Below are 19,173 nucleotides of genomic sequence, written 5' to 3' on the forward strand. Positions count from 1 at the left end.
TCTAAAACATAAGGAGACGATTGTATGCAAACAGTTACCATCGCTGGCAATCAAGTCCCAGCTATTGGCCTGGGTACCTGGCATATGGGGGACGACCCGTCGCTGCAAACACAGGAAATTAACGCCATTCACGCCGGCTTAGCTGCTGGTGCAGAGGTAATCGACACCGCTGAAATGTATGGTTCGGGCCGTGCAGAAACGTTGGTTGGCAAAGCCATTAAAGATATTCCCCGTGACCAGCTGTACCTCATTTCAAAAGTTCTGCCAACGAATGCTTCGAAGCAGCACATGGAACGCAGTCTAGACGCTAGTTTGAAGCGATTAGGCGTTGATGAAGTCGACCTTTACCTTTATCATTGGCGCGGAACCACCCCACTGGCCGAAACGATCGACGAATTGCAACGACTCACAACGGTGGGAAAAACCAAAGCTTGGGGGATTTCAAACTTTGATGTTAGCGACCTCGAAGAACTCTGGCAGCTACCAAATGGTCCTAAAGCTGCTGCTAATGAAGATTTATTTAACTTAGGCAGCCGTGGTGTCGAATATAGCCTGCTAGATTGGCAAGCCAAGCATGAGTTACCCTTTATCGCCTACAGTCCCGTTGGTGCACCGGATCAATTAAACGCTCACTTGGACCGCAACCCGAACGTCCTCAAGGTTGCTCAACGACACAACGCTTCTGCTTATCAGATTTTATTAGCTTGGGTTGTCTCTCACCAGCAAGTTTTAGCCATTCCGCAAAGTAGCAATCCTGACCACGCAAAGGAAAACGTGTTAGCTGGCGACATTCAGCTAACCGCTGATGACCTGAAGCTTTTGGATGAAGCTTACCCAGCACCTACTGAAAAATTACCATTAGATGTTCTCTAACAATTAAAAGGCTATGTCACAAGTCTGATCACGGTCATATAACACCCAAAAACGCCATTCCGATAAGAATCCCACCGGAATGGCGTTTTAGTATGATATTTTGTACTCTACCGAGCTTTGTCACACCTGCTTACTTAGTATCACTTGTACTGATAACCGGTTGCGTCCCCCGCTCAGAAATAATCGTGACCATTACGTTATTAATTAGTTGAAGCTTTCTGTCATCAGTAAGCTTTAGATCCGTATCCTTTTCTAACTTTGCGATGGCATCTTCCGTGATTGAAACGGCACCATCCACAATGATTTTCCGAGCTGACAAAATAGCTGACGATTGTTGTCGCTGCAACATGGCACTAGCAATTTCAGTTGCGTAAGCCAAGTGGGTCAACCGCGTTTCTATCACCTTAACACCGGCAATCTGGAGACGCGACTGAAGTTCTGCAGTTAGTTTATTAGAAACTTCAGTGGGATTACTGCGCAACGTTAGTGTTTCCTGTTCATTAAAAGCGTCATAGGGAAATTCCGAAGCAACGTGTCGAATAGCAGACTCGCTTTGGATCTCAACAAATTGTTCATAATCGTCAACATCAAATAAAGCTTTGCTGGTATCGACAACCTTGAACACGATGACTGCCGCAATTTCAACTGGATTACCACGAGAGTCGTTAACCTTCAGCAAATTACTGTTAAAGTTTCGCACCCGCAGTGAAATCGACTGTTTATTCGTTAGCGGCACCGTCATGAACAGACCGGCCGTTCGAATAGTCCCAATATATTTACCGAAGAAAGTCATCGCCTTTGCTTCATTGGGTGCAATAATTGTTAAAGAACTGCTTCCAATGAGAGCAATGAAAATTAAAATCACGCCTAAAGTAATGCTAAATACTGACCGTAAAAGAAATAGCCAGCCACCACCTAGTACTAACAAAATGGCAACGATGAGTCCGAGATACCCGTTAACGTGAAAAACGTTTTTTTCAGTCATGGTAAACCTCCTCTAATTTGTTAATTTCATTATACGTCACTAAAATGATTTTAAAAAACATGGCGTTTTGGAGTGTAAATTCTTTGATTTTTCTCATTTTCTATTATAATCCTAAATAGAGTTAACGTATTGAGTACTGCTCCCCCTACCCTTCAACTTAAAAGTTGCGCAGTGACTCCCGCTTGGTACGCGAACTCACCTACTCACATTAAAATTGAGTAGTTACTCATCCGGCGAAATCTCTCCGTTTCGCTGGTTTTTTAGTTGTAAAATTAATACAGAATTAACAAAACACAAATAACCCCTCAACTTAATCTCCAAGATTTGGAAATGAAGTTGAGGGGTTATTGCAAATAGTTACCCTCTAATTTTGATACATCTCGACTACAATGCAGTCATCTATTAAATCAAATGCGTGCCCTTATCCACATAAATCGTGTCTCCGACTAGGCCACTACTCAAGTCGCTCATCAAAAAGGCTGCCGTGTTTCCAACTTCTTGAATGGTCACACCGACTCCGTTAACTGCGCGTTCGTTTGAAAGCTTGATTAAAGTGCTGTAATCCTTGACACCGGTAACTGCCAGCGTCTTAACGGCACCAGCAGAAATCGCGTTGACCCGGATATTTTGGCTGGCTAAGTCTCTGGCAAGGTAACGCACTGAAGCCTCCAACCCAGCTTTAGCAATCCCCATAATATTATAGTTAGGGATTGCTCTTTCAGAACCCATGTAGGTTAGCGTAACGATTGAACCGCCCTCGTTCATGATTTGGCGGCCATACTTAGCCACTGAGATCAACGAGTAGACGCTAATACTCTGTGCCTTATTAAAACTATCTAGACTGGCATCCGTCGTTTCACCCTTTAAATCCTCAGGATCAGCATACGCAATCGCGTGAATAATACCATCAATCTGACCAACTTGTTCGTGAATCGTCTTAAAGGCACTTTCAACGTTCTCAGGATCACTGACATCACAAGGAACTTTGGTCACGTTCTCATCGATGAACCGGTTTAGACTTTTCAGCATCCGGTCATTTTGATAAGTTAGGATGATTTCAGCACCTTGTGATTCTAATGCTTGAAAACAGCCATAAGCTAAACTGCGCTTATTAGCGACCCCCATAATTACAATTTTTTTACCCGTTAAAATGCCACTCATAATAATACCTCTTTTGTTAAGATTTTGAATATAAGTCATGCCATTAACTACCTGGACTATAACACTTATTTTACCTTATCTAACCGTTCAAACACAAGTGGCGGACAAAGGTCTAGTATCTGTCCGTTCAATTTTAGCCGTAGTAGTCCTATAATAAACACGTAAATCAGATAGGAGTGAATGTGAAATGACTAATGTATTAATTTTAGGTGCCAACGGTAAAATTGCCAAATTAGCAGAAGCACAGCTATTGGCGCAAACCGATCACCAACTGACACTATTCCTGCGTCGTGCTAGTCGATTAAGCGTTTCGGATGCGACCCGAGAAACGATTGTTGAAGGTGATGCTACAGATCAAGCTAGCCTGAAAAAAGCCATGGAAGGTCAAGACATCGTGTACGCCAACCTTGGTAACCACGACATTGAAAAGCAGGCCAAAACAGTCGTTGCGGCTATGAAAGCAATGGGTCTAAAGCGTTTGATCTGGATTTCAACACTGGGCATTTACGATGAAGTTCCTGGTAACTACGGTAAGTGGAACCATCAAATGCTTGATGGCGGTTATTTGGAAACCTATGCTGCAGCAGCAAAAGTTATCGAAGCTTCTGGTTTGGACTACACTATTGTCCGTCCTGCATGGCTTTCAAATAAGGACATTGTTAGTTACGAAACCACGCAGAAAGGTGAACCGTTTAAGGGCACCGAAGTTTCTCGTAAGAGTATTGCCGACTTCGTTGTATCTCTGATCAATGAGCCAACCAAGGAAATCGGTCATTCAGTTGGGGTTGATCAACCGGGTACGGATGGCGATAAGCCTTCATTTTACTAATAATGCTAAATTAAAATAGGGACTGGAAACGAGTGACTGTTTCCGGTCCCTATTCATGTCTAACGGTAATCTGAAATTAATTTGGTCTTACTCCACCGTTCAAATAACAGCGCATGCTGTGGTCGAAAAGCATCAATCATCATATCTAGTCCCAGCAGAATCACAATGACTGCTAATATTAGAACCATTACGATACTGCCGTACATATAAAACTGACTGCCAGGGCTCACAAAAGCTAAGCCACCACCAATCAAGATTGGTACCAAAAACAAACTATAACCCGCAATCCAGCGTTGGCAAACGTGCATAGCAGTTGTTCGTTCGTTATTACTCTTCACTACTTTCAGGTGAACTAATCGCATTCCTAACGTTTTTCGCCAAACAAGCTGCGGCAGCAAAACCACTACCATCAAACTCACTAACGAAACTGGCTGCGCTAACACCTTTACATTTCCCAATAAGCCGTTACCAATCATCGTTACGATGGAAAAGCTGAACCAATCAACTACAAACGTAGTTGCATGGCGAAACACTGACACCTGTCGGGATTGAATCCGTAGTTTTTCTTTAATATGTTGGGACGTAGGTAACACGGGTAAAATAAATCTGGTCAAACCAAATCCAACTAACCCACCAATCGTATTTAAAAGCAGATCATCCACGTCAAATAATCGGTACGAACGCGGATAGATACCATAATCTCCGGTCAACTGAGTCAGTTCAAAGAATAATGATAAGCAAAATGAGAGCAATATTGTCTGCCACCACGATTTATGAAAATAACTACGTAGGTAAAAACCAAACGGAATCGTCAGCACAACGTTAAACAACGGCTGAATCACCGTTGGCGCTTTAACTGCAGCCACCCAAGTATGCGGGTTAGAAAGCTGTAACGGATTTTGATCAACAAATTCCCGAATAAACAAAAACGGCTGCAAATTATACCTGGGTGTCGTCAGTTTGACCACCGAAGCAACACTGGGTAGCGGCAACATAATTAGAAAATACGCACAAAGTAAATAAAAAACGAAACTGTATAGCATCAATATTGACCAACGTGAGATCGCCCCAAAACGATGATAATGCCATAGTAAAATTGGAAAGGTAATTAATAACGCCACTAACGGGAAAGTTAGCATTGCCATACGAATATCGAACCAGTAAACCATTGAAGTATCCCCCAAAATAAGTTGTGATATTCATAATGTACGACTTAAGGCTTATTGGTGTCAATAATTGCAAACCGGGCTATTTTAACCGTACTAAAAAACCTGATTGCCACGATGAGCAATCAGGTTTTTGGTCTTCATATCAAGAAAATCATTTGATAATCTCGTGAATCAACGTGAGCGGTTCTGCCGCATCCGCTATCTCAATGTTGTTATACAATAATTCTTTCACATCATCAATATCTTCACGGTCAGCATAAATCGTCAGTAAGGGCTCTCCTTCACTAACCGCGTCGCCAACCTTCTTCTTAAGTTCGATACCCACCGCGTAATCCAGCTGATCATCCGCCTTTTGACGACCGCCGCCAAGCAGCATGCTAGCAACGCCAATCTCATCAGCTGTCATTTTAGCCACAACGCCGCTCGACTTAGCAGGTAAATCAACCTTATATTTCGCTTGCGGCATGATGGTTGGATCATCAATAACGCGTTCGTCACCGCCCTGCGCAATCACCATTTGTCGGAAACTCTCCAAGGCCTTCCCATCAGCGACGACTTCTTCAAGCATCTGGCGCGCCTCATCCAGGGTCTTAGCCCTCTTCGCTAACACCACCATCTGACTGCCAAGGGTTAATACTAAATTAGTGATGTCATCCGGCCCTTCACCCTTCAAAATATCAATGGTTTCTTGAATTTCTAACGCATTACCAATCATCCGTCCTAGGGGCTGATTCATATCAGAAATCAGTGCCATGCAATCCATACCGGCATTTTTACCGATTGAAACTAAAGCTTTGGCTAATGCACGGGCTTGATCTTCCGTTTTCATGAAGGCACCTGATCCGGTCTTAACGTCAAGAACTAACGCATCCGTCCCTGAGGCAATTTTTTTACTCATAATCGAACCAGCAATCAACGGAATCGAATCAACGGTGTCGGTCACATCTCGCAGAGCATAAATCTTCTTATCAGCAGGTGCAATATTACCCGTTGCGCCAACAATGGCCAGGTGGATGTCCTTCACTTGTTGCTTAAACGCTGCTTCAGAAAGTTCCACTTTAAACCCCGGAATGGCCTCTAACTTATCCAACGTACCGCCAGTATGCCCCAGGCCACGGCCAGAAATCATTGGAATCGGAATGCCTAATGCCGCAATCATTGGGGCCAGTGGCAGACTAGTTTTATCACCCACACCGCCAGTGGAATGCTTATCGACTTTAATACCCGGAATATCTGACAAATCAAGCTGATCCCCTGACTTCAACATCTGCATGGCAAGTTCAGCTTGTTCACCATCTGCCATTCCGTTGAAATAGATCGCCATGAGTAGTGCACTAGTCTGATAGTCGGGAATGCTGCCATCTACTACCCCATCAACAAAGAACTTAATCTCTTCGTTGGTCAAGACCCCACCATTTCGCTTATGATCGATTACGTCTACCATTCTCATCGTCAAATTCCTCCTGACTAAAAATATAAAAGGGGTGGCAACTGAAATTCGTTGTTATTCCAGTCGCTACCCCCTCTTTGTTTGTGATTAGTGATTTATTCTATAACTTAATCGCCGTCTCTAACGCCACGGTCATCATTTCACTGAATGAATTCTGACGATCTTCAGCTGATAGTGCTTCGCCAGTAGTGAGGTTATCGCTAACCGTGTTGATCGATAATGCTTGCACACCATACTTAGCAGCCAGCATGTATAACGCAGCGGTTTCCATTTCTGTTCCCAATACGCCATAGTCAATCAACTGCTGATAATCAATTTCATCATTATAGAAGCGATCCGCACTGAAGATATTACCGACTTTCACCGAAACGCCGGCTTCTTTAGCCGACTCATAAGCTTTCAACAGCATATCAAAATCGGCGGTTGGTGCGTAGATCACACCCGCTTTAAAGGTGTTTTGAATGATTGCCGAGTCGGTGCTGGCAGATTCAGCGATGAGAATATCACGAATCTTCACTGATTCACCGAAGCCGCCAATACTGCCGATCCGCATCAAGTGTTTCACACCAAAGAAACGAATTAGCTCGTTGGTATAGATTGAAATCGAGGGAATGCCCATACCCGTGCCTTGAACAGAAACTTTATGTCCCTTATAGGTTCCGGTATAGCCAAAAGCGTTTCTCACCGAATTATACTGAACAACATCATCTAAAAAGTTATCTGCCACGTACTTTGCCCGTAATGGATCCCCGGGTAGTAAAACCGTTTCAGCAATATCGCCCATTTCAGCGCCAATGTGTGTACTCATACGTTTTCCTCCTATTTCAATGACTTTAGGAATGAAGTTCCCGTTGAATTACCGCTAACGTTAAAGTTATCCAGAATAGTTGCACCAAAATCAGCGTACGTGCGCCGAATCCCCAGCGAACCATCTTGCTTAAACTGTGGTGAATATACTAGTAACGGTACGTATTCACGGGTGTGATCAGTCCCTTTATAACCGGGATCATTCCCATGATCAGCAGTAATCATCAGTAAATCGCTATCGCTCAAAGAAGCTAATAAATCACCTAACTGTTCATCAAAGGCCATTAACGCTTTGCCATAGCCCTCTGGATTGCGCCGATGACCATACATCGCGTCAAAATCAACGAGGTTGGTAAAGCTAAACCCGTGGAAATCTTTGCCGGCGTTTTCTAACGTCCGCTTCATGCCATCATCGTTACTAACGGTGTGAACACCGTCCGTAATGCCCTGACCAGAAAAAATATCGTTGATTTTACCAACCGCTAAAACATCCAGCCCAGCAGCTTTTAACCGATCTAAGTCGGTTTCACCAGTTGGTGCCAAGGTAAAGTCGTGCCGATCAGAAGTCCGGGTAAAGTGATCCTTATCCGGTCCAACGTATGGTCGCGCAATAATTCGGCCGATTCGGTAAGGTTTATCGATGGTAATGGATCGAGCAAATTCACAGATCTTATAGAGTTCTTTCAGCGGGATCACATTCGTGTGAGCAGCAATCTGCAGAACGGAATCACCAGAAGTGTAAACAATCAAATCGCCCGTCTTCATTTGCTGTTCACCATAATCATGGATGACATCAGTACCTGAATAAGGTTTGTTAACGATCACGTGACGACCACTAAAGTCTTCAATTTGTTTGATTAATTCTGCTGGAAACCCTTCAGGAAAGAAGCCCAGCGGTTCCGTAACAGGCAGACCCATCATTTCCCAATGACCGTCCATACTGTCTTTCCCCACCGAAACTTCGTGCATTTTGCCAAAATACCCAATCGGATTGTTCACTATGGGTACTCCTTCAATGGGATTGCTGGGGCGAATGTTTGATAACCCCATTTTGGCAAGATTAGGAAGTTTTAAATCACCTTTATAAAACTCACCGATGTGACCCAATGTGTCGGCTCCCACATCACCAAATTTATTGGCATCACTTGCTTCACCGATCCCAACGGAATCAATGACGATACCAAATACACGTTTAAAAGTCATTGCTGACCCCTCCTTACTCTTCTGTCACAATTTTGACACTAGCACTGGCACCGATTCGGGTAGCTCCGGCTTCAATCATGGCCTCCGCTTCTGCCTTAGAGTGCACACCGCCAGAAGCTTTCACACCCAAACGGTCGCCAACGGTCTCACGCATTAATTTAACGTCTGCCACCTTGGCGCCAGCAGTTGAGAAACCTGTGGAGGTTTTGACAAAATCAGCACCTGCTTTTTCAGCTAACTGGCAAGCACGGACCTTTTCTTCGTCAGTTAGTAACGCTGTTTCAATAATGACTTTAAGTAGTTTGTTTTCTGCATGAATGGCATCTGCCAATGCTTTGATATCCGCTAAAACGGCATCATCATGATTGGCCTTGAGTTCACCAATATTAATCACCATATCTAACTCATCGGCACCATCCTTCATTGCCTGTTTGGCTTCAAAGACTTTGCTCTGTGTTGACGTTGCACCCAGAGGGAACCCAATGACGGTACAAGTATTCACATCTGACGCTTGTAATTTAGCGGCAGTATGCTTGACCCAGTACGGATTGATACATACTGAGGCGAAATCATATTTAATGGCCTCTGCGATAACTTTATCGACATCTGTCTCCGTGGCATCAGCGTTTAAAATGGTGTGATCGATGTACTTGGCTAATTTCATGGTAAATACCCCTTTACATTAATTATTAGTTCGATTAGTTTACTGTAACCGCTTCCATAATATCATGTAGCAATTGCCCTGTATATAAATATGCTAAATTACAGCAAACTTTGTGCATTTTCTCATTTGTGGTTAATAAATGAGACAAAATAACCGTACAGTTTGACTGCACGGTTTACTTTTAATTATGACTGTTTTTGTTTAAACAAACTATTAATTTCAAGTATGGCTGCTTCTAATTGCTTATGGTCGATTTTAGCCGTCCCCTCAACCACGTAGCGCTCTAAAATTCCCATTAGCATCCCTTCAATAGCACTAATCATGACGTCTTTATTGTGCGATTGCTGAATCGTCTCAATGACTGGATCATTTTTTGAACCAGCAACGACACGGCGCTGAATGAGTTCCCATAGAATCTGATTCAATATTTCGTGAAGGTCTGAGCGACTTTGACGGGTCGGTGTTAGATTTCTTAATACTGTCCAGTAGGACTCAACATACTCAACAAATTGAACTAGCAATGGCTGATCTGGTGTATGTCTTTGAACTGTATCTTCAATTTCAGCCATCAGCAAACTTTTTTTATCAGAAAAATAACGGTAAAAAGTACTACGAGTAATCACACTCGCTGCAGAAATCTCTGATACGCTAATCATGTCGTATGGTTTTTCACCAAGCAAATCTAAAAAGGCACTTAAAATTTGGCGCCGGGTTCTTTCTTGTGCTTTACCCATGGTCAATTCTCCAATTCTCTCTTAATATTGATTGCCATTATCAATCAATTCTAGAAGAATTGTACTAATTTCGTTACCGTTAAGCAAGCAAAAAGCCCTTGTTATCGGGTTTCTTTAACCGTTTTATAATCAGCTTTATAAGCCCACATCACGATTCCAAGGTTAATAAGGACTAGACCAGTTGTCATCAAAAAGACGTATCGATAATCCAAAACCCCAGCTACTCCTGCAGCCAGCATTGGACCGATAACTGAACCAATTGCTTGAGCGGATTGATTATAACTAAAAATTCGACTAATCGATTCTTTAGGTGTAGCTAGCGTCATCACGGTCTGAGTTATCGGCAATAAGGCAGCGTCCGAAATCCCCACTAGGAACCGAAAAACACCTAAACTAGTAACGCTTTGAACAAAGAACATGGGTAAAAACATCATTGCACAAAAAATCAAACCCGCAACCAGTACTTTCCGTGGCCCAATATGGTCCCCTAAGGCGCCTAATTGCGGGGCAGCAATCAGGGTTGCAATCCCTGGTAGCGCTGCGATAACCCCACTAACCATGGCAATGTTACCGTGGTTATGCATCAATTCCTTCACAAACAGACTAATAATCGGGTTAATGGACGTGGTAGCAGCCTGGATTAGCATAGAAGAAATAATCATTGCCCAAACTACCCGCACGTGTTTAATACCCGTAAAAGCACTCCGCTCCGCATACTTTGGGTCATCTGCCGGGTGAAAGTTTTCTTTCACGAACACCAAGGTCGTAATTGACGCGATCAGCATCATGCCACCAAACATAAAGAACGGAATCCGATAACCAAATATCCCGGCCATATAGCCACCTATAATAGGACCAATCAGCGTGCCACCGACATTACCAGTCGTTAAAGTTCCCATAGTTCGACCACTTTTATCAGCTGGAACTTCACTGGCCATCAATGCGTATGCGTTATTAATGTAGCCAGAGAAACCACCTTGAATCATACGTAATGCAATCAAGACCCAAACATTTGGTGAAAATCCCGTTAACGTTGCCGTAATGGTCATCCCAAGAGCCGCTCGCATCAGCATAGGCTTCCGTCCAGTCCTATCAGCTAGTTTCCCCCAAAATGGTGACACGATTGCTTGACTTAAAAACGTACCAGAAAATGCTAAGCCAGCATACAGCGTCAGTTCCCATTTAGGAAAGTTACCCATTTCACTAATAAATAGTGGTAAAAACGGTAAACTCATGCTTGCACCGGCACCCGTAATGAAGTTACCCAGCCACAAAGCATAAAGATTTCGCTGCCACTGTGGCGCTTTTTCTATTTTTGACATTCAACCATCCTCAATATGTATGTATTTATTGATATGAATTCATTTTATCATTTAGGTCAACCAAAAAAGGCGCCCCAATTGGCACCTTCATTCAATACTATCTTACTGGTCATTATGTGAAGAATCATCCGACTTTGATTTCGAATCCGGATAAAAAGTCTCAGTGGGTGCTGCTTCAGAGTTCTTATCGGACGTGACCAACGTTGGCTTTTCATCCTCTTCATCAGTACCCTGAACATCTTCAGCCGCTAATTTAACGTAGAAGTTAGCAAGTGTTTGGTTCATATACGGATAAACCCAGATGATTGGAATAATAATGATACATGCTAAGCCCCAGCCAATAAAGCTTAAGCCAATCACGAAATATTCCCATTTATGACCATCCATCATTTTTCGGCTTAAAGTAATGGCTTCTAAGAAACCAATTTTCTTACCTTGATCCAAGTAATCCCGATAAATAAAGATTGCCTGCGAATAGGAAAGCGTCTTGATGATTCCGGGCACGATCAATAACAGACTCCAGAGAAAGGTAAAAATACCAACCAGAATAATCAGTGCTAACGAACCAAGAAAATAACTACCGCGGTTAAAAATCGTAAAGGACTTGCTGACGGGTTCGGTAAACTCACCGACACCCCGCTGCAGATCGATCATAACGAAGGAAACACCAATTGATAGCAACGATGAAACAATACTCAGTAAGCTCAACCAGTCACCACCAGCAAGGTTACCGTTTAAATTAAAAGCAAAATTACCAAAGCCAACTGCTAAACCAAGAATATAAATTGGTAAGAATAAGAGCAAATAAAAGGTAAAGTTTTTGTCTAAGAACCCCCGAGCATCACGTTTTAACTGTTGACGCCGACTTGCCATTGTTTCCTCATTCATCATAAAATACTCCTCTCATATTAGCCAACTGTTCCAAATAGGTTCAATCGGACCGAACACTCCTACGAGAGTATACTAATATTACAGAAATGTGTCAATTTACTGATGATGGAAGTATAAGCAAATTAATGGTTTTAAACTAATAGATTAACGACAGCTAGTGACAGCACACCGACAATGACAATAATCAGTAGATTCTTACTAATCATGGCACTGATCAGCGTTGGAATACTAGCTAACGCATTGGGCACATTAAGACTTGGAAACTGACCTAAATGTTGATTAAACAGGCTCTCCATCCAGAGTGCCGTCATAATACAAATTGGAACAAACCCCAGAAAGTTGACCACCACTTTAGGCAACTTAAACTGTTTTAATAGGATAAATGGCACCACCCGAGATAACCAAGTCACTAAGCCACTCCCTAAAATTACGAATAAGACATAACTACTTAGTGCCATGTTTTAACACCACCCCAAATCCGCAACCTAGTAACGTCACGATTAATAATAGCCCGTTTTGCGGGAGCCATTTCATTCCTAAAAACATCAAAACAGCAACGAAAAGAACAACTATAAACTGAATCATCAACTTGATGGTTCGATCTGAAATCATTTGCAAATAAAGAAGACCGATAAACATGGCAACTAACGCAAAACTGAAACCATATCTCTCGGGATTATTAATTAAATTACCCAGCATTCCGCCGACTGCAGAAGCAACTCCCCAAACGGTATAAGCAAAGAGGTTTGCGGTATCAAGCCACCTAAAATTAAGCTTATGGCTCGTATAATTTAACTTGTTCATACTTAAGGCAAACGTTTCATCCGTTAGTAAGGTGCCCGCCCAAATGTTTTTTGCCATACTTTCATGTGACAGATATGGTGCTACTACCGTGCTCATTAAAATCATCCGCGCGTTCACCAAAAAGACAGACATCACAATGGAACCAATACCTGCATGTAAGGCAAGCAGACTCACAATCACGAATTCCGCTGATCCTGCATATGTAATTAATGACATCAAAAAAATTTCTAAAACACTCAATCCATTAGCTCGGGCAGTAATCCCGAAAGCTAAGGCAATTCCTATGTAACCAAAAACGGTGGGTAAGGTTTCTTTCAGTGCTGACTTCGTATCTAAGTCACCCGTCAATCTCATCATCTCCTCATTTTGCACCGATGTTTTTATTCTACGGGTTCACTATAATCATGTCAATAACGGCTTTAGCGCACTCAACTGGATTCTCATTCAGCTTTTAGTTTTACGCTACAAATGCGTTATAATGAAATCGTTTACTTATTTAATTAGGGGGCATTTCAATGTATAAAGCAAATTCTAACCGCTATGACAATATGGTCTACAACCGACTAGGTGACAGCGGCTTGAAACTCTCAGCCATTGGTTTAGGCTTCTGGCATAATTTTGGCAGCGTAGATGCATACGAAAATCAACGTGCCATTGTCCAGCAAGCATTTGACCTTGGCATCACGTATTTTGACTTGGCTAATAATTACGGCCCTGAACCCGGCAGTGCCGAGGAAAACTTTGGCCGGATCATGGCCACTGATATGAAACCATACCGTGATGAAATGGTTATCGCAAGCAAAGCTGGTTACGAAATGTGGGATGGTCCTTATGGTAACTGGGGTTCCCGTAAGAGCATCATTGCCAGTGCGGATCAAAGCCTCAAACGCATGGGTTTAGACTACGTGGATATCTTCTACAGTCACCGTGCTGATCCGGAAACTAACGTCTATGAAACGGCTCAAGCACTAGACAGCTTAGTCCGCGAAGGCAAGGCACTCTATGTCGGCATCTCCAACTATAGTGGTGCCCAGACTGAAGCCATTATTAAGTGTTTCGAAGACATGCATACGCCTTTCGTGGTTCACCAACCGCGTTATAATATGTTCAACCGCGGCGTGGAAAGTGACCTCTTCCCGGTTTTAAAGAAGTACCATAAAGCAGCCGCTGGATTCAGTTCACTATGCCAGGGCCTGCTCACCGACAAGTACCTGAACGGGATTCCTAAAGACTCACGGGCAGCAAAGTCTACCAGTCCCTTCCTTGAACCCAGCCAAGTGGAACAAACACTAAAAACGGTAAAGGCGCTCAATGAAGTTGCTGAATCACGTCACCAGACCTTAGCCGAAATGGCGCTGGCCTGGAACCTGCGTAAACCTGAACTGGCTTGCGTGTTAGTTGGTGCCAGCCGACCACAGCAATTGGTCGATAACGTTAAAGCCTTAGACAACTTGGTATTCTCTGACGAGGAACTTTCAGCCATTGATGATATTTTGAGTAAACAACCTGCAGTTGATTGGGCTTAGTGTTGAGTTAAAAACGACAATAAAAATCCGCTTATCAGTCAAATGATTGATAAACGGATTTTTTATTATTCAACAACATCAATTATAAATCTACGAGAACTAAAATCCGCCGACTGCTTGACCGTCGCAGAATCATCAAACTCACTGCCAATAAAAATACCAGCATTCATGAGTTCATCACCGTAGTAAGTCTCCTTACCATCATTGATGCGATACTGCTTGTCAGGATTTAATCCTCGCAAATACAGTCGATCATACGGTGCGTTGGGATGATTCAACAGCTGATAACGGGTTGCGATGGCGTGATCCTGATGCTCATCAACCACGATCCAGCTCATCACGTTGCCCTCACCTTCAAAGGGACTGTCTAAGCGGTACAGTTTACCGAATTGATATAGCGACCGATGCTGCTTATAGAAGGCAACCTGTTTCTTAACTTGTTCAGCCTCTTCATCTGACATTTTCGAAATGTCTAATTCGTAGCCAAAGGCACCATAGAAGGCAACGTTAGCTCGCGTCTCTAAGGAAGTGATTCGACCGGTCTGCTCATTAGGCACTGCCGAAACGTGTGCGCCCATCATAGATTGCGGATAACCATAACTGGTTCCAAACTGAATCTTCATCCGTTCCACTGCATCCGTATCGTCGCTGGTCCAAGCCTGTGGTGCGTAATACATCATGCCCAAATCGAAACGGCCACCGCCCGAAGCACAGGACTCAAACAGCACATCGGAATACGTTTCGGTTAATCGCGCATAGAGGTTATAAACACCAAGAATATAGCGGTGTGGCATCTCTAACTGCCGATCTGCTGGTAAAGCTGCACTGAACATCTCCGTGATGTAACGGTTCATGTCCCACTTAATGTAATCCAGCCTGGTATCCTGAATCACTTGACTCATCATATTGTAAATATAATCCACAACTTCCGAACGGCTAAAATCCAGTACATATTGATTACGACCGGGCGTTTCCCGACGCTTTGGCACGTGAATCAGCCACTCTGGATGTTTTTGATAGAGTTCACTATCAATTGAAATCATTTCTGGTTCGAACCAAAGGCCAAACTTCAATCCCAGATCGTGCACTTCATCGGCAAAAGCACCAATGCCATTTGGCAGCTTCTTCGGATCAACGAACCAATCGCCTAACGACGTGTGGTCATCATTTCGATGACCAAACCAGCCATCATCCAGCACGAACATTTCAATTCCAAGCTTCTTAGCTTGTTTAGCAATGTTCAGTAACTTTTCATCATTAAAGTCAAAATAGGTGGCTTCCCAGTTGTTCACTAAAATTGGCCGTTCCATCCGCCGGTACTTGGTATTAACCAGGTGTTTGCCATAGAAGTCCGCCAACTGTTGACTCAGCTGATTCAGCCCATCAGCCGTGTAGCTTAAAATAGCTTCGGGTGTTTGAAATTCCTTATCAGGTGTCAGCTGCCATTCAAATTCCGATGGATTGATGCCCACAAGCACTCGGCTAACATCCCATTGATCAACTTCAATTTGATCTAGAAAATTACCAGAATAAACCAGATTAAAACCGAAAGCCTCACCGTCATCATCCGTGGTGTTAGGCCGAGCCAGCATCATAAACGGATTTTGCTGTGGACTAGACGTTGTCCGCACTGAGTCAATCGCCTGAAGTCCAGACCGTAATGGTGTCCGAATCAAGTGTCGTTCACGCGCCCAGGTACCTGAGAACTGAATCAAATCGTAATGTTTATCTGGCAGATCCAGCTGTGCGCTTAGAGCTGTTTCCAAGGTCACTGGTTCAACGCCGTGATTCTTGAAGTTAGCACTTCGGACAATCACATCCTGATGTGGAAAAACGGTATAACTCAACTCAAGATCCAACTGAATCAACTGGTCAGTCAGGTGGATGATCAGCGTCTCAGCACCATCATCCGTGTCATCAAAGGTTGATGGCATTCCCGTTAACCGTTCCTTTCCTTGAACAACTTCATAATGATCATACTTAAAATCAGTAATGCGACTCCCGTTAGCCTGCAAGACTCGGTAGGCTGGCCGACGAAAATCACCAGTCCCCGTATCCGAATATTCCTGCTTCAGATCCCCAATTTGGAAAGTTGGTTCATCTAGTGAATAAGCTGGTGTATCCGTTTTCATTTCCCGCTGTAACAACTCAGGATACTGCGGTTTAACGTGAATTTTCTTTCCATAGTATACCTGGCCTAAAATACCGTGGGACAGCACTTGGAAAATATAGCTCGTATGATCCGTTTGTAAATGAAATGTTTTGTTGGTTTCGTCAACGTGAATTGCCAATGTTTTTACTCCTTTCGGGTGTAATTTGTGGTGATTCAACTGGGATTGAGTGCCAAGTAAATTTATGATAGACGTTTTTATTTTCTCTAGCCTAAACGTGTTCTTCAGGGCAGAAATCTGCATGTAAGGAGTCAGTGACATAAACCCAAGACCAGGGTTTACGTCGCTGCCCCCTTACACTCCGATTTCTAACCGCCCTGACTCTCACTCTTTTTCTAAACGTGTTCTCCAAGGCAGAGACCTGCATGTAAGGGGTAGGGCCACAAACCCCAAAGACCAGGGTTTATGGGCTTTCCTCTTATCTAGCCTAAACGTGTTCTCCAAGGCAGAGACCTGCATGTAAGGGACTAGGGCCACAAACCCCAAAGACCAGGGTTTATGGGCTTTCCTCTTATCTAGCCTAAACGTGTTCTCCAAGGCAAAGACCTGCATGTAAGGGGACTAGGGCCACAAACCCCAAAGACCAGGGTTTATGGCCCTAGTCCCCTTACACTCCGGTCTCTAAGCGCCTTGGTTCACACTCTTCACACTCTTTACCTTTGCCACTTCATCCCCATGTTCAACTTTACCACTTTGGGTTTGCAACTCAACCTGGGTCTGCTTATCCGTCACTACCACGATTACCGTGTCATCATAGCCCGCCTTTTTAATCGCCGGTTGCCAAAATTCAATCAATAAGTCACCCTTTTCCACCTTCTGATCCTGTTCGACATATTGTATGAACCCAGTGCCTCGCATATTAACCGTGCCAATACCAATATGAATTAAGGTTGCGATGCCTTGATCCGATACCAGCCCAATCGCATGTCTCGTTGGGAAGGTCACCTTAACCGTGCCACTAAACGGCGCATAAATTCGGCCATCCGTTGGTTTGATGGCGAAACCTTGTCCCATTTTTCCGGACGCAAAATTTTCATCCGCTACGGCACTCAATGGTTCAATCTCACCATCAATTGGTGCTGGATAGGTATAGCTCACATCCCCATTGGCATCGATAAAGTCCACGTCTTCACCCAGCGTCTTGCCCCAAGTCTTTTCCAGTTCTTCAACAATTTCTGCGTGTTCTTTTTCATCCAAAGTGACTTTTCTAAAGAAGATAAACGTGCCAATCAAAATTAATGCAGCTGGGAAGCCAAACATCATGAGCTTAAAGACCATGTGGCCGTGTGCGGTGATGTCTGAAGCCGAGGCACCAGCCGTCATGCCAGCCCAAACGGCTGTTAACCCAACGACCCCGTTTGAAATAGCACCGCCCATTTTATCTAACAATGGTCGAACTGACAACGTTAGAGATTCATCCCGATGACCAAACTTCAATTGACCATATTCAACCGAGTCAGTGATGATCATCAAGACGACTAAGAAAATCAATGGTTGCGGGATGTAGAACAGCACTGCGGCTGCAATCACCATTGGTAATGAACTTCCGGCAACTAAGAAGAGTACTAACGCAATAATCATCACTGCAATTGAAATGAAGAAAACGTTACGCCGGCTGAACTTCTTCGCCATTGGTGGGAAGGCAATCACAGCAAACACACCAATAATCGCGTTAATGGACGCCAGAATACTAAATTTCGATGCATCGCCTAAAATATAAGTGAAGTAGTAGAGCTCCAGTGCGTTAGTAATTTGCATGCCCGCCGTATATAGGCCATAGGTTAATGATAACCACATCAGCTGATCGTTTCGGGTTAACACTTTTAACACACCACGGAAGGTTGTTTTTTCCTTATTCTTCCGTAATTCAGAATTCTTTTCCTTAGTTCCTAAACCGACAACAACCGCGGAAAGAAACGAAATCGAAGCCACCACTGCAGCAAAGGCAAACCAGCCACGGTTATCCCCCTGGCCATTGTTAGAGACTTGCGAGAACATCAACACAATTGGCATCACCATGACACCCACAATGTTGGCGCCAATATTTGAGCCAACACGTGCGAACGTCGCCGTTTTTTCACGTTCGCGGGAATCAAATGAGAGCGCCGGAATCATTGACCAAAAGCCAACATCTTTGAAAGAATAAAAGATATCCATCGTGATGTATAGAACCGCAAAAACAATCAGGTACAGATATGGATTTGACGTATTGAGACCACCCATATTGGTAAACAAAAGTGCGATGATCACAGCACTAATGAAACCACCACCGACGATCCACGGTTTAAAATTACCCCACCGAGTCGTGGTGTTATCGATAGTATTACCGATAAACGGGTCAATCGCCAATTCCACAAACCGAAGAATGAAAATAATCAGTGTGATGTAACTGATCATTTTTGCGTTCATGCCGCCACTACTCTTATCAAACAAGTGAGAGGTGACAAACATGATGAAATAAGTTGATAGCGTTGCGTAAAACATGTCGTGTCCAAAAGCACCAAAGGCATACGACAGCCGCGAAGTTAAGACTGACTCTTTCTTTTCTTGCATGTTAATACTCCCTTAATACCGCGTGGGGAAC

17 protein-coding genes are annotated in these 19,173 nt (G+C 43.5%); 3 read left to right on the plus strand and 14 right to left on the minus strand.

The annotated features are described in order from the left end of the window. Positions 1-24 precede the first annotated feature (24 nt). The gene (locus CES82_RS08090) at positions 25-873 is read left to right on the plus strand and encodes an aldo/keto reductase (RefSeq protein ID WP_098825255.1); all 849 of its coding nucleotides are present in this window, start codon (positions 25-27) and stop codon (positions 871-873) included. 130 nt (positions 874-1,003) lie between these two features. On the opposite strand, the gene CES82_RS08095 is transcribed toward CES82_RS08090, so the two are convergent. Continuing rightward, complete coding sequence (locus CES82_RS08095; protein WP_098825257.1) at positions 1,004-1,858, minus strand: SPFH domain-containing protein; 855 nt, start codon at positions 1,856-1,858, stop codon at positions 1,004-1,006. A 402-nt stretch (positions 1,859-2,260) separates the two neighbouring features. Beyond that, positions 2,261-3,019: an enoyl-ACP reductase FabI gene (fabI, locus tag CES82_RS08100; protein WP_098825259.1), complete on the minus strand. Its 759-nt coding sequence runs from the start codon at positions 3,017-3,019 to the stop codon at positions 2,261-2,263. Between the two features lie 187 nt (positions 3,020-3,206). Here fabI and CES82_RS08105 point away from each other — a divergent pair, with 187 nt between their 5' ends. Further along, entirely contained in the window at positions 3,207-3,848 is a 642-nt protein-coding gene (locus CES82_RS08105) for an SDR family oxidoreductase (RefSeq protein WP_098825260.1), read from the plus strand. Between the two features lie 59 nt (positions 3,849-3,907). Here CES82_RS08105 and CES82_RS08110 read toward each other — a convergent pair whose 3' ends face one another. The 10 genes from CES82_RS08110 to CES82_RS08155 all read right to left on the minus strand — a co-directional run bounded on the left by CES82_RS08110 (position 3,908) and on the right by CES82_RS08155 (position 13,240). Further along, on the minus strand, positions 3,908-5,017 hold the full coding sequence (locus CES82_RS08110) for a VanZ family protein (protein WP_098825262.1): 1,110 nt from the start codon (positions 5,015-5,017) through the stop codon (positions 3,908-3,910). A 151-nt stretch (positions 5,018-5,168) separates the two neighbouring features. Continuing rightward, positions 5,169-6,467 carry a pyrimidine-nucleoside phosphorylase gene (locus tag CES82_RS08115; protein WP_098825264.1) on the minus strand — a complete coding sequence of 433 codons (1,299 nt, stop codon included), beginning with the start codon at positions 6,465-6,467 and terminating at the stop codon, positions 5,169-5,171. A 100-nt stretch (positions 6,468-6,567) separates the two neighbouring features. Then, positions 6,568-7,275, minus strand: a complete 708-nt coding sequence (deoD, locus tag CES82_RS08120) for a purine-nucleoside phosphorylase (protein WP_098825266.1) — start codon at positions 7,273-7,275, stop codon at positions 6,568-6,570. An 11-nt stretch (positions 7,276-7,286) separates the two neighbouring features. Next, entirely contained in the window at positions 7,287-8,477 is a 1,191-nt protein-coding gene (locus CES82_RS08125; protein WP_098825268.1) for a phosphopentomutase, read from the minus strand. 13 nt (positions 8,478-8,490) lie between these two features. After that, a complete protein-coding gene (deoC, locus tag CES82_RS08130) occupies positions 8,491-9,141 on the minus strand; it encodes a deoxyribose-phosphate aldolase (protein WP_098825269.1) in 651 nt (216 codons plus the stop codon). A gap of 185 nt (positions 9,142-9,326) precedes the next feature. Beyond that, complete coding sequence (locus CES82_RS08135) at positions 9,327-9,875, minus strand: TetR/AcrR family transcriptional regulator (RefSeq protein WP_098825270.1); 549 nt, start codon at positions 9,873-9,875, stop codon at positions 9,327-9,329. A 101-nt stretch (positions 9,876-9,976) separates the two neighbouring features. After that, the gene (locus CES82_RS08140) at positions 9,977-11,197 is read right to left on the minus strand and encodes an MFS transporter (RefSeq protein WP_098825272.1); all 1,221 of its coding nucleotides are present in this window, start codon (positions 11,195-11,197) and stop codon (positions 9,977-9,979) included. A 102-nt stretch (positions 11,198-11,299) separates the two neighbouring features. Continuing rightward, complete coding sequence (locus CES82_RS08145; protein ID WP_225364874.1) at positions 11,300-12,085, minus strand: DUF975 family protein; 786 nt, start codon at positions 12,083-12,085, stop codon at positions 11,300-11,302. A gap of 134 nt (positions 12,086-12,219) precedes the next feature. Then, positions 12,220-12,546, minus strand: coding sequence for an AzlD domain-containing protein (locus tag CES82_RS08150; RefSeq protein WP_098825274.1), 327 nt, complete (start codon positions 12,544-12,546; stop codon positions 12,220-12,222). Continuing rightward, on the minus strand, positions 12,533-13,240 hold the full coding sequence (locus CES82_RS08155) for an AzlC family ABC transporter permease (RefSeq protein WP_098825276.1): 708 nt from the start codon (positions 13,238-13,240) through the stop codon (positions 12,533-12,535). Before CES82_RS08155 ends, CES82_RS08150 begins: the two co-directional genes overlap by 14 nt. 167 nt (positions 13,241-13,407) lie before the next feature. Between CES82_RS08155 and CES82_RS08160 the strand changes: the two genes are divergently transcribed. Further along, positions 13,408-14,418, plus strand: a complete 1,011-nt coding sequence (locus CES82_RS08160; RefSeq protein ID WP_098825278.1) for an aldo/keto reductase — start codon at positions 13,408-13,410, stop codon at positions 14,416-14,418. A gap of 65 nt (positions 14,419-14,483) precedes the next feature. On the opposite strand, the gene CES82_RS08165 is transcribed toward CES82_RS08160, so the two are convergent. Both CES82_RS08165 and CES82_RS08170 read right to left on the minus strand, forming a co-directional pair. Further along, entirely contained in the window at positions 14,484-16,709 is a 2,226-nt protein-coding gene (locus tag CES82_RS08165; RefSeq protein ID WP_180245701.1) for an alpha-galactosidase, read from the minus strand. A gap of 501 nt (positions 16,710-17,210) precedes the next feature. Further along, on the minus strand, positions 17,211-19,142 hold the full coding sequence (locus tag CES82_RS08170) for a sugar MFS transporter (protein WP_098825280.1): 1,932 nt from the start codon (positions 19,140-19,142) through the stop codon (positions 17,211-17,213). Positions 19,143-19,173: the final 31 nt, after the last annotated feature.

This window comes from Secundilactobacillus silagincola (assembly GCF_002583405.1).
GTDB lineage: Bacteria > Bacillota > Bacilli > Lactobacillales > Lactobacillaceae > Secundilactobacillus > Secundilactobacillus silagincola.

Bases quoted from the DNA above. Each gene is read 5' to 3' on its own strand.
- CES82_RS08160 (WP_098825278.1), top strand. From the start codon at position 13,408: ATGTATAAAGCAAATTCTAACCGCTATGACAATATGGTCTACAACCGA.
- deoC (WP_098825269.1), bottom strand. From the start codon at position 9,141: ATGAAATTAGCCAAGTACATCGATCACACCATTTTAAACGCTGATGCC.
- fabI (WP_098825259.1), bottom strand. From the start codon at position 3,019: ATGAGTGGCATTTTAACGGGTAAAAAAATTGTAATTATGGGGGTCGCT.
- CES82_RS08150 (WP_098825274.1), bottom strand. From the start codon at position 12,546: ATGGCACTAAGTAGTTATGTCTTATTCGTAATTTTAGGGAGTGGCTTA.
- CES82_RS08095 (WP_098825257.1), bottom strand. From the start codon at position 1,858: ATGACTGAAAAAAACGTTTTTCACGTTAACGGGTATCTCGGACTCATC.
- deoD (WP_098825266.1), bottom strand. From the start codon at position 7,275: ATGAGTACACACATTGGCGCTGAAATGGGCGATATTGCTGAAACGGTT.
- CES82_RS08135 (WP_098825270.1), bottom strand. From the start codon at position 9,875: ATGGGTAAAGCACAAGAAAGAACCCGGCGCCAAATTTTAAGTGCCTTT.
- CES82_RS08090 (WP_098825255.1), top strand. From the start codon at position 25: ATGCAAACAGTTACCATCGCTGGCAATCAAGTCCCAGCTATTGGCCTG.
- CES82_RS08145 (WP_225364874.1), bottom strand. From the start codon at position 12,085: ATGAATGAGGAAACAATGGCAAGTCGGCGTCAACAGTTAAAACGTGAT.
- CES82_RS08140 (WP_098825272.1), bottom strand. From the start codon at position 11,197: ATGTCAAAAATAGAAAAAGCGCCACAGTGGCAGCGAAATCTTTATGCT.
- CES82_RS08170 (WP_098825280.1), bottom strand. From the start codon at position 19,142: ATGCAAGAAAAGAAAGAGTCAGTCTTAACTTCGCGGCTGTCGTATGCC.
- CES82_RS08105 (WP_098825260.1), top strand. From the start codon at position 3,207: ATGACTAATGTATTAATTTTAGGTGCCAACGGTAAAATTGCCAAATTA.
- CES82_RS08125 (WP_098825268.1), bottom strand. From the start codon at position 8,477: ATGACTTTTAAACGTGTATTTGGTATCGTCATTGATTCCGTTGGGATC.
- CES82_RS08115 (WP_098825264.1), bottom strand. From the start codon at position 6,467: ATGAGAATGGTAGACGTAATCGATCATAAGCGAAATGGTGGGGTCTTG.
- CES82_RS08110 (WP_098825262.1), bottom strand. From the start codon at position 5,017: ATGGTTTACTGGTTCGATATTCGTATGGCAATGCTAACTTTCCCGTTA.